The 12,040-nt window shown below is 73.7% G+C and carries 3 protein-coding genes; 1 reads left to right on the top strand and 2 read right to left on the bottom strand.

The window, feature by feature from the left end:
* Positions 1-28: 28 nt before the first annotated feature.
* On the top strand, positions 29-1,075 hold the full coding sequence (locus tag AAG801_RS10550) for a phospholipase A (protein WP_341888333.1): 1,047 nt from the start codon (positions 29-31) through the stop codon (positions 1,073-1,075).
* 23 nt (positions 1,076-1,098) lie between these two features.
* Here AAG801_RS10550 and AAG801_RS10545 read toward each other — a convergent pair whose 3' ends face one another.
* Together AAG801_RS10545 and AAG801_RS10540 are read right to left on the bottom strand one after the other, a co-directional pair.
* A complete protein-coding gene (locus tag AAG801_RS10545) occupies positions 1,099-11,352 on the bottom strand; it encodes an autotransporter outer membrane beta-barrel domain-containing protein (protein WP_341888332.1) in 10,254 nt (3,417 codons plus the stop codon).
* Positions 11,353-11,451: 99 nt separating this feature from the next.
* On the bottom strand, positions 11,452-12,040 hold a 589-nt coding region (locus AAG801_RS10540), incomplete at its 5' end, for a LysR substrate-binding domain-containing protein (protein ID WP_341888331.1).

Genomic DNA, 12,040 nt, shown 5'->3' with positions numbered 1-12,040 from the left:
TCGTTCCTTGTGCAGGGAGACCGAGCCGATGATCCGATCCGTCCGCGCCGTCGTGGTGCTTGCGTCGCTGGGCGGCGCCCTGCCGGTCACCGGCTTCGCACAGGCGAGTGCCGCCGACTGCGTCGTGCTGACCGACGCGGCCGCGCGGCTGGCCTGCTACGACCGGCTGCATGGCCGGCCCGAGCCCGCGGCGCCGGCCGCACCGCCCGCGCCGGCAGGCCCCGCCTCGGCGCCCGCCTTGCCGGTCATGCCCGGCGGCGATCCGGACACGCAGCTCAGCGCGCGCTGGGATCTCGACGGCCAGCGCAGCGCCCTGTTCGCCCCCCGCGCCTACAAGCCGGTCTACCTGATGCCGGCCACCTGGACCGATCAGGTCAACCGCCGCCCCGGCTCGCCGGCGCCGGAGCACAGCGTGTCCGATCCGCTGGTGCTCAAGGCGGTCGAGGCCAAGTACCAGATCAGCCTGAAGACCAAGTTCGCGCACTCGCTGTTCGGTGCGCCGGTCAGCCTGTGGGGCGGCTACACGCAGTCGTCGCGCTGGCAGCTCTACAACGGTGCCGACTCGCGGCCCTTCCGCGAAACCAACTACGAGCCCGAGGTGATGCTGGTCGCACCGCTGGACATCGGCGTGCTGGGCTGGAAGCTGCGCATGGCCTCGCTGTCGCTGAACCACCAGTCCAACGGCCGCGCGCTGCCGTTGTCGCGCAGCTGGAACCGCGTGATCGGCGGCCTGGCCTTCGAGCGCGACGACTGGGTCGCCGAACTGCGGCCGTGGAAGCGCATCACCGAAGCGACCGACGACGACGACAACCCCGACATCTCCAACTACGTCGGCCGCGCCGAGCTGCGCGTGGCGCGCTACTGGGGCGAGCATGCGCTGTCGGTGCAGCTGCGCCACTCGCTGCGCGGCGGACAGCGCTCGCGCGGCTCGGCGCAGCTCGACTACGTGTTCCCGCTTGCCGGCGCGCTGCACGGCCAGCTGCAGCTGTTCAGCGGCTACGGCGAGAGCCTGATCGACTACAACCTGCGCCAGACCAAGGCCGGGCTGGGCGTGACGATCGCGGGCTGGCGCTGAGCCGACCGGCGTGTCCGTGCGGGCTAGAACTCGTAGCGGAACTCGCCGATCACGCTGTGCGCCGTGTCGGCGCCGCGCAACTCGCCGCTGTAGCGGATCGCTCCGGTCATGCCGCGCGTCGTGCGGTAGTTGAAGCCGAGCCCGACCACGGCGCCGTTCCTGAGCACCGGCTCGCCGTCGATCGCGAAGCCGGCGCCCGGGGCGCCGACATACGACGCGTGGATGCGGGACGCGGGGCTGAAGTCGCGCAGCCAGCCGAGGCTGAGCTCGGGTGTCGCGAACGCGCCGTTGCCGCGTTCGAAGATCTGCGACCAGCGCATCCCCAGGGTGGACAGCAACTCGCGGGTGCTGCGTGCCGCGATCACCAGCCCGGCGGCCCCACTGCCGGCCTCGCTGAAGCCCTGTTCCTTCAGCTGCGTGTGCTGGACGCTGACGAACGGGTCGAGCCAGCCCCGGCCGGCCGGCACCAGGTAGCCCGCCTCGAGGCTGGTAGCCAGCAGCGTGCCGCGATGCTGGCTGTTCGCCGCCGAGCCGAGCGGGCCGACCACGATCGTGCGCTGCGTCCGATAGTCGTTGCGTCCCGTCGAGAGCGTGCCGCTGAGGTGCCAGCGGCGATCGAAGTAGCTGCCGTAGACGGCCGCCAGCCCGGAGCGGATCGTGGTCTGATCGCTGTCGAGGCCCACGCGGGTCACGCCCGGCCGGACTTCGTTGTCGGCGCGCGCGAAGCTGACGCCGGCGGTCAGCGTCTGCCCGATGCGCCGGTCGAAGCCCAGCGCGAGGCCATCGACATCGTGCTCGACGCCTTGCCGCCCCTGCTGGGTGAAGCTGGTCTTCCACATGCCGTGCCCGAACGATGCGCCGTCGCCGCCGCCAGGCGCCAGCCGTGCCGGCGGCCCGTCGGGCGCCGCCAGCGTGCCGATGCGCAGCGTCGACATCCGGTCGTGCAGCGTCTGCGCATGGCGGCGCGGGCCGCCCAGGCTGGCGCGGCTGTGGCGCTGGTGCAGCGCGGGGTCGAGGGCGTCGAAGGCGGCGCTGAACTCGCTGTCGCTGGACAGCCGCTGGATCGCGCCGAGCGTGTAGCGCAACTCGCCGGTGGCCAGCGGCACGATGCGGTCGAGCTGCCGTGCGATCGCCCGCTCGCCCTTGTCTTTCGCCACGCTGGTGTAGCTCTGCACGTCGGCGGTGATGCGAACGCGGTCGCGCAATTGCTGCGCATCGAAGCTGAGCAACCGCGTCGGCTGCGGCAGCTCGATGGCCGCGAAGGCGGTGCCGGCGCGGATGCCGCCGTCGGCGGTCAGCACGTCATAGGTCGTCCCGTCGACGAAGGCGTCGCGCGCGTCGACGACCGTCATCCGGCCGGCCAGGCTGGCCTGGCCGCGCACGTGGAAGCGGCCGTGCGTGCCATCGCCGCGCACCGTGGCCACGAAGTTGCCGTGCGCCGCGAAGCTGTAGCCGCTGTCCAGGGCGAGGGTGCCATCGCGCACCTCGATGCGGTCCATCACCTTCAGCGTGGCCAGCGAGAAGGTGCCGGGCCCGGCCTTGACCGTGATGTTGCCCGGCAGCTCGCCCGCGAAGCGGCCGCTGTTGAGCAACTGCAGCGTTAGCGAGCCCGGCGACGACGCCGACGCCGCCAGGCCGCCGCTGATGCTGCCGCGGATCACCGGCGTGCCTTCGAGCGACAGCGTGTCGTGGCCGCTGCCGAGGTCGATGCGGCCGTCGGTCACCGAGCCGTCGCCGAGCATCACCAGGTCGTTGCCGGCGCCGGTGGAGATCGCGGTGCCGCGCGCCGCGACGCCATTGCTGCGCTGCGTCGCGACGATGCTGCCGTTCTGCACGACGGTGTCGTTGCCGCTGCCGCTGCGGATGCCGAAGGCCTGGGCGATCGGCCCCTGGCCGAGGTCGTTCCAGTCGGAGGACGCCGAGGCCGTGGCCGTGATCCGGCCGTCGTTGCGCAGCGTGAAGTCCGCCGTGCCGCCGGTGGCGATACCGTAGGCGCGCGACGTCGCGAGCTCTTCGGTGTGCATGTAGGTGCTGCCCTCGGCCACCGCCTGCGCGGTGCTGGAGGCGCTGACCCGCATGGCCCCGCTGTTGGCAATCAGCAGCCGCGGCTGCGTCGTGCCGACCGACAGACCGTAGGCCGTTGCGGTCGCCAGGCTGTAGTTGTTCTCCACGCCCTTGGGCAGGCCCGGTGCGTCGGTGTCGGTCACCGTGCTGGTGCTGGCGCGGCTGGACACCGTGACGGTGCCGGCCTGCATCAGCACACCGGTCGCGTCGGCCACGCGCAGGCCGATCGCCTGCACGTCCAGGCGCGCCTGCGATTCGGCGATCGCCCGGGTGCGGGCCAGCGCGCCGTCGGCCCGCGACCAGGTCGTGGCCTGGCCTGAGGCGGCGAGCCGCAGGTCGATGCTGCCGCGCTGCTCGACCACGGCAGCGGCACCCGCGGCCTCGATGCCGTAGGCGCGCAGCACACCGCTGGCCGTGGCTTCGGCGCGCGAGTTGCCGTCGAGGTTGGACTCGGCCTCGCCCCGCGTACTCGTCGACAGATCGGCGGCAAGCGCGATGCGGCCGGTGTTCAGGATCCGGCTGCCGGCCCCCTCGGCGGCGATGCCGCGCAGGCGCGTGTCGATCTCCGAGCGCGCGATGGCCGTGCCCCAGGCGCGGCTGCCGTTGCCCGAGGCGCGCCCGCTGGCGTAGCTGCCCGCCGAGGGTTCGGTGGCCAGGGAGATCGTGCCGCTGTTCTTGACCCAGCCCTGCGCGCCACGGGTGCGCAACCCGTACAGCGCGGCACCGATGCCGCTGCGCGCGAAGGCGTTCGCATCGCCGGTGAAATCGGAGTCGGCCCGCGCCGTCGCGCTGGCCGCCGCGTCGTCGTTCAGCGTGATGCTGCCCTGCTGCTCGACCCAGGCGCCGCTGCCGCCGACGTCGATGCCGGTGGTGACCGCATCGACGCGCGCGTGGCCCGGCTGTTGCGACAGCGCGATGCCGAAGCCGACCCGCCCGTCGCCGTCGACGCCCTGCCCGTTGGCGTCGCCGTCGATGCTCGCGCTGGCGGCGTTGCGCACGCTGATCGTGCCGCTGTTGAGCACGCCGTGGCGGCCGCTGCCCAGCACGATACCCAGGGCCTGGCTGCTGACCTGCGCGTCGAGGAAGACATCGGTGTCGCCGGACGATCCACCGTCGGCATCGACGACGCTGGAGGCCGCTGGCGACACGTCCAGCGTGATGTCACCGAGGTTGGCCACCTGCACGCGGCCGCCGGCGGCGGCGATGCCGCGCGCCGTCGAGGTCATCGTGCTGCTGGCCCAGCCCGCGCCGTCGCCATCGACCGTCACGGCGCCGCCGTTCGGGTCGGCGTAGGCGGTCGCCCTCGCGCCGTCGGCGCCGGTGCGCACGCTGATGCGCCCGTCGTTGCGCACCACACTGTGGCCGATTCCCACGGTGATGCCGTCCAGTGTCATCTCGGCGCGGGCCGTCGCGGTGCCGGCCGCATCGCCGTCGCCGGTGAAGATGTCGAAGTCGCCGCCCTCGGCGTTGGCTCGCGCGTAGATGCCCTCCTTGCTGCCGTCGGCCCCTGCATCGCCCGCGCCGGTCGACGCCAGCACCGCGACCGTGCCGGCGTTCTTCACGCCGTGGTCGCCATCGCCCAGCGTGATGCCGGCCGCCGCCAGCCGCGCACTGCTGCTGGCCACGACGCCGGCGTCGCTGAAGAACACGCCCGAGTTCGAGCCGTGGGTGGCCCAGGACTGACCCGACACCTCCGCGCCGACGCTGCCGCGGTTGATCACCAGTCCGGCACCCAGGCCGCCGTCGATGCCGCGTGCCGTGGCCGTGGCGGCCACCGTGCCGCTGGCCTGTGCGTTGCCGGCCAGGTCGGTCGACGCCGAACCCTCCGTCTGCGCCACCGCCGTCACGACGGCACGCGCCTTGCCCTCGTTGTAGACGGCATCGGCGCCGTCGCCGGCGGCGATCGCGGTCGCACCGGCCTCGGCGGTGACGAACTCGGTGGTGGCAGCGCTGCCGGCGAAGCTGACCGACGCGGTGTGGGCCAGCATGTTCGCGCCGGCCGTGGCCAGTGCCTGTCCGCGGTTGATCACCACGTCGTTGTCCGCACCGGCGTCGATGCCGGTGGCGACGGTGGCGGCGCTGATCTTCGAGCCAGCCTTGGCACCGCCGAAGATCGCGCTGCCGCGGCCGTTGGCCGTCAGCGTCGAGGCGGTCACCACGCCGATGCTGCCAGCGTTGTCGATCCAGTCGGCGCCTGCCCCGCCGGCGATGCCGGTGGCGAGCGTCTGCGCACCGAGCGTGGCCTGCGCGGCCGCGGCACCGGCGAATGTCCACGACGAGCTCTGCACGGTCGCCTGGGTGTCGGCCCGCACGTTCAGCGTGCCGGCCGCGGCGTTGTCGATGCGGTCGCGGCCATCGCCGCCGGCCAGGCCGAACGCCGACGCCGACGTCACGCTGCTGCCCGCGCTGCCGGCCTTGCCGGCCACCGTGACGGCAAAGCCGCGCGTGAAGCTCTCGGCCGCGGCCTCGGCGCGCACGGCGCCGGCGTTGTGCAGCGCGTCGTCGCCGAGCCCGCCCGTCATGCCGGAGGCGGAAGCAGCGATCGTGCTGCTGGCGCTGGCGTCGGCGGCGCCGAATACCGCCACCGCAACGCCGTCGGCGCGGCCGCGCGCAAGCGCGCCGGCCGTCACTGCGCCGCGGTTGTCGAGCGCATCGCGCCCGGCGCCGCCGTCCAGGCCCACCGCCGCAGACGTTGCCGTGCTGCCGGCGTCCGCCTCGCCGTAGCCGGCCAGCGTGACGGAGACCGTCGAGGCCTTGGCGCAGGCACCGCCGGCCGCACTGCTGCACACACCGTCGCCCTTGCGCTGACCCGGCAGCCCGGCGTTGGCGTTGACGCTGGACTGGTTAAGGATGCGGTCGTCGCCCTCGCCGCCGGCAATGCCGCGGGCGGTGGCGAGTGCCGTCGTCGCCGCGTCCGCCTCGGCCACGCCGACCAGCCCGACCGAGACCGCCGTGGCTCTGGCGTTGCTGCGCGCATCGACGCGGATCGCCGCCAGGTTGGCGATCTGGTCGTTGCCGGCGCCGGTGTCGATGCCGATGCCGGTCGCGGCGGCCGTGCTGCTCGCGTCCCCCAGCGCCTTGCCGCCCAGCGTCACTGCCACGCTCAGGCCCTGCGTGGTGGCGCTGCTGGTCGTGGTGATCGTGCCTTCGTTGTGCACGAGGTCGCGGCTGTCGTGGGTGAGGATGCCGGCGGCGCTCGCTGCCGAGCTGTTGCTCGTTTCGCCGAGCGCGAAGCCGCGCAGGTTGCCGGCGATGCTGGTGCCCTTGGCGCTGGCGGTGGCGCTGGCCGTCACCGCGCCGCGGTTGTCGACGAGATCCGCCGGCGCGTCGGGGTGATGGTCGTCGCCGCTTCGGCAACCGGACTTGCCGTCGTGGCCACCACGGCCGCAGACCGCATCGGGCGCACCGGCGCTGTCGTGCAAGCCGACCGCGGTGGCGGTGGCCGACGAACGGGCATCGGCCAGCGTCGCATCGCCGCCCACGCCGACGCTGATGCCCAGCGAGATCGCGGTCGACTCGGCGGCGGCGGTGGAACTGGCCTTCACCGTCCCCGCGTTGACGATGGCGTCGCGCCCCGCGCCGCCGTCGAGGCCCATCACGGTGGACGTGGCCGTGCTGCTCGCGTCGGTGATGGTCGCGCCGCCGGCCACGCCGACCGCGCCGCTGATCTGCAGCGCCAGGCTGAGTGCGCCGGCCTTCGCCTGGCCTGTCACGTCGACGCTGTCGTCGCCGTAGACGATGTCGTCGCCGGCACCGCCGGCCAGGCCCGCCACCTCGGTGACCGCCGTCGCGCGGGTGTCGGCGAGGGCCGCGCCGGCCGCCACACCGGCCAGCGAGGCATTGAGCGTCACCGACACGCCAGCGGCCTTCGCATCGGCCAGCGCGCTCTCGATCCTGATCTTGCCGGTGTTGACCAGCGTGTCGCGGCCGTCGCCGCCCGACAGCCCGTCCGCCCGAACATGGGCGGTGCCGCTGCCGTCGGTCAACGCGACACCCGCAGCCACGCCCGCCGAGAGCGCGGCATTGACGGTCACGCCGACGCTCACCGCATCGGCCTGCGCCTTCACGTTGCGCAGCGTGATCTCGCCGTCGTTGAGCAGGTGGTCGTCGCCCGTCCCGCCGTCCAGGCCGCGCGCCTCGGCGCGCGCCGTGGCGGCGGTGTCGACCAGCGCCGCACCGATGGCAACGCCGGCGTTCGTCACGCCGAGCTGCGCCGACACGCCGACCGCATCGGTGTCGGCCACGACGCCGTCGATGGTGATGCGACCCTTGTTGACCAGGCCGTCGTCGCCCGCACCGCCGTCCATGCCGGTGGCACGTGCCGAGGCGCGGCCCTGCGCGCGGCCGAGCGCCGCCCCGCCGGCCACCCCGCCGCTCAAGGCCGCATTGAGCGTGACCCCGACGCTGACCGCATCGGCGTCCGCCGTCACCTGCGTCAGCGTGATCCCGCTGTGGTTCCACAGGCTGTCGTGGCCGTCGCCACCGTCCATTCCCTTGGCCTCGGCCCGCGCGGTGGCACTGGTATCGGCAAGGCTCACGCCCGCCGCCACGCCGGCATTGACGCCGGCCAGCGCCACCGAGATGCCGGCCGCATTGGCGTCGGCGGCGACGCCGGTCGCCGTCAGCGCGCTGCGATTGACGATCCGGTCGTTGCCGCTGCCGCCGTCGATCGCACGCGCCGCCACGCTGGCACTGCCGCTCGCATCGGCCAGGCCGGCAGCGAGGGCCACGCCGTCCTGCGCCCCGGCGAGCTTCGCCGAGACACTCACCGCATCGGCATCCGCACGCAGGTTCGACAGCGCCAGCGTGCCTTCGTTGAGCAGCAGGTCGCCGCCGCTGCCGCCGTCGATGCCACGCACCGTCGCCAGCGCGCGGGCGCCGGTCTCGGCCAGCGCCGCGCCGGCCGCCAGGCCTTGCAGGGCGAAGGTGAAGCCGACGCTGACGCCGGTCGCGTCGGCATCGGCGCCCAGACCGTCGATGCGGATCGCGCCGCGGTTGGCCAGGATGTCGCGGCCGTCGCCGCCCGCGAGCCCGCTGGCGGAGAGCGTGGCGCTCGCGTCGGCATCGACCAGCGCCGCACCGAGCGCCACGCCGTCCTTGGCGCCGGACAGCACCGCCGCGACGCTGACCGCGTCGGCGCGGGCGCCGAGTTGCCGCAGCGTGACCGTGCCACTGTTGACGAGCAGGTCGTCGCCGGCGCCGCCGCCCAGCCCAGTGGCCGAGAGCGCGGCGTCGCTGTCGCTGCGCGCCAGCCCGGCGCCGGCCGCCAGGCCCTCCTTGGCCACGGCGATCTGCAGCGACACGCCGACCGCCTCGGCCTGCGCCTTGGCGTTGCGCAGCGTGATGCTGCCCTCGTTGTTCAGCTCGTCGCGGCCCTCGCCGCCGTCGATGCCGGCAACGGCCGTGGTCGCGCTGGCGCTGGTGTCGGCCAGGGCGGCGCCGAGCGCCGCGCCCTGCTTGGCGATCAGCACGCTCGGTGCCACGCTCACCGCCGTGGCGCTGGCGGCCACCGTCGAGCTGGCGATCGAGCCCGTGTTGGCGATCCGGTCGTCGCCGGCGCCGGCCGCGATGCCGGAGGCGCCGGCGGTGGCGGTCACGCTCGCATCGGCGAGCGCGGCACCAGCCGCCAGCCCGCTGGCCGTGCCTTCGACGGTGAGCGAGACGCTCACCGCGTCGCCATCGGCCCCGCTGCGCAGGCCGATGCGGCCGGCGTTGACGATCGTGTCGTCGCGCGCGTCGGCCTGGATGCCGATCGCGCTGCTCGTCGAGGTGCTGCCGGTGCGCGCCAGGGCTGCGCCCAGCGCGACGCCGGTCTTGGCCACGCCGATCTTCGCGCCCACGCCCACCGCATCGGCGTTCGCATCGGCATCGACGGCGATCGTGCCGGTATTGATCACGCCGGCCTCGGGCGCGCAGGGATGGCAACCGGTGTTCGCGCCCTTGCGGTTGTCGTGGACAGCCCGGCCGTCCTTGTCGTGTCCGGACCCGACCGTCTCGCCACCCGTGCGGATCCCGACGGCCGTGGCGCTGGCGGTGGTGTGGGCATCGGCAAGCGCCGCGCCGCCTTCGATGCCCTTGGCCGTGCCGGCGATCGTCACCGACACCGACACCGCGTCGGCATCGGCCTCGGCACGGGCGGTCAGCGGGCCGGACTGGGCGATCAGGTCGTGGCCGGCGCCGCCATCGATGCCGATGGCGGTGGCGGTGGCGGTCGATGCCGAGCGCGACAACGTGGCGCCGGCCACCAGCCCCTGCTGGACGATGCCGATCGTGCTGGAGACGCTGACGGCGTTGACGTCGGCGATGGCGCCGACGTCGAGCCGGCCCGTGCTGGCGATCGCGTCGTCGCCATCGCCGGCCTGCAGCCCGCTCGCGCGTGCCGTGCCGATCGCCGAGGTGTCGGTCAGCGCGCCGCTCACGGCGCCGCCCTTGCCCTTCAGGGTGCCGGCCACGTCGACGATCGCCGCCACCGCATGCGCATCGGCCGTGGCGTTGACGGTGGCGCGGCCGTCGTGGCGCAGGCTGTCGCGCCCGGCGCCGGTGTCCAGGCCGACGGCGTCGGCGCCGGCATCGCTCACCGCACGCGCGGCGATCAGGTCGACCGCGAAGGTGTTGTCGCCCTTGCCGTAGGCCATGTTCAGGCCCGCGGCAACGCTCGTCGAGCCGCTCTCGGCGCGGGCATCGCTGCGCACGGTGCCGCGGTTGGCCAGCAGGTCGTCGCCGCTGCCGGCGGTGATGGCGGTGGTCGTCGTGCGCGCTTCGGTGGCGGTGTCGGTCACCACCAGCGACACGCCGAACGGGATGCTCGGCACGCCCGGGAGCAGGTCGACCGACAGCTCGGCGATGTCGACCGACACCGTCGTCGCCGAGGCCTTCGAGACGGCCGAGGCGTCCACCGTGCCGCTGACGGACAGCCGGTCGTTGCCCTGCCCGCTGTCCACGCCGGTCGCTTCGGCGCGGGCGGTGGTGCCGGCATCCGCAAGGTCGCGCGCCAGCGTCGGCAGCTTGAGGTCGAACACCGCGATGCCGACGTTGACGCTCTCCTGCGTTGCCGTCGAGCTGGCCGCCGCGACGATGTCGCCAGTGAGAGTGAGCCGGTCGCCGCTGCTGCCGCTGACGATGCCGATCGCCCGGCTCAGGCTGCCGACGCTGAACTCGGCCGGCTCGCCGCGCAGCGGCAGGCTCCAGCTCAGGTCGGGCAGGCCTTCGGAGGACACCGAGACGAGCGTCGAGTGCGCGTCGGCCGTGGCCGTGGCGCGCAGCGTGCCGCTGTGGCGCAGGTCGACCGTGTCGCGACTGCGTGTCGCGTCGATGCCGACGGCGCTGGCCTCCACGCTGCTCGGCAGGCTCGGCGCGTCCTTGCCGCTGCCGTCGAGGACGGTGGCGTCGAGCAGGGTCGCGGTCACGCCGACCTCGCGCAGCGTGGCGGTGGCGGTCGCGTGGACCGCGCCCTGGTTGTCGATGCGGCCGGTGTCGCGGCCGCCGCGCAGGCCGATCGCCGTCGCATCGATGGCGACGCGCGAATCACCCGTTGCTGCATCCAGCGCATTGAGTTCGATGTCGACGCTGCCCACCGTCGACGTGGCACGTGCCGAGACGGTGCCGCTGTTCACGATGGCGCCGGTGCCATGACCATGGCCCTTGCCGTGGCCCTTGGCACCGCCGCCGTCGGCGTCGATGCCGACCGCGCGCGAACTCACGCCGATGCTCGTGTCGCCATGCGACAGGTCGGCCAGGTTCAGTTCGGCGTCGAAGTTCTTCACCGACGCGCTGGCGAGCACCGACACCGTGCCGGTGTTGCCGATCCAGTCCGCAACGCCGCGGCCGTCGATGCCGACGGCACGTGCGGCCACGCTGGTCGTGTCGGCAGCGTCGTCGCCACCGTCCAGCGTCAGCGAGACGCTGCGGCTCGCCACCCCGGACGCGACGCGCACGTTCAGCGTTCCTTCGTTGAGGATGACTTGCGGGCGGCGGCTGCCGGCCCCGCGCGGCACGGACAGCACGAAGGCCTTCGGCGCCGCAGCGGGCAGGGCGCAGAAGGTGTCGGTCAGCAGGTTCCAGGGCATGGACATGCTGAACATCAGCGGCACCGGTGCCGTCGCGACGCCGGCGGGAACGCAGGCGGCCCACGCGGGCAAGGGTTGCGCCCAGGCGGCGATTCCGAACAACGCACTCGTCAGCCCGGGGGCCAGGTTCCAGACACGGATCGCCATCACTCCCCCTGCTGCGGGTCGTTGCCCGCCTGGCCTGCGCACGACATCGCGCGCAGAGCCAAAAAGTAGCAGGTGGGCGCAGCGTGGCGTTGCGCCACGTCAACCCATCGGGCGAGCCCCTGTCTGCGCGGGTTTCGATCGCGCCGGCGCATCGCCGAACAGCGCGATGACCTGCTGGCGCAGCCACTGGCTGGCTGGCGCGCGGTGGTAGCGGGCGTGCCAGAAGACGTTGATCGCCACCTCCGGCAGCTTGGCTGGATGGGCCACCTTGCACAGCCCGAACGGTTCGACGAGGCTGTCGGCCAGGCGCTCGGGCACGGTGGCGATGAGCTCCGTGCCCTGCAGGATGTGGCCGACGCCGACGAAATGCGGCACGGTCAGCCGCACCTGGCGGGCGATGCCCTGGCGCTGCAGCAGTTCGTCGACCTGGCCGTGGCCGGTGCCCGCGGAGATCACGACGAGGTGTTCTGCACTGCTGAACTCCGCCAGCGTCATGCGCCGCTTGTCGAGCCGGTGGCCGCGCCGCATCAGGCACACATAGCGCTGCGTGAACAGGCGGCGCTGGAAGAAGCCGGCCTTGAGCTGCGGCAGCAGGCCGATCGCCAGGTCGACCTTGCCCGCCTCGAGCTCGTCGCGCAGGTTGACGGCGGTGTTGCGCACGGTGCTCAGCGTCAGGCCCGGCGCCTCG

Source organism: Variovorax sp. YR752 (assembly GCF_943372545.1).
This window is presented reverse-complemented; position numbering and strand designations above follow the sequence as displayed.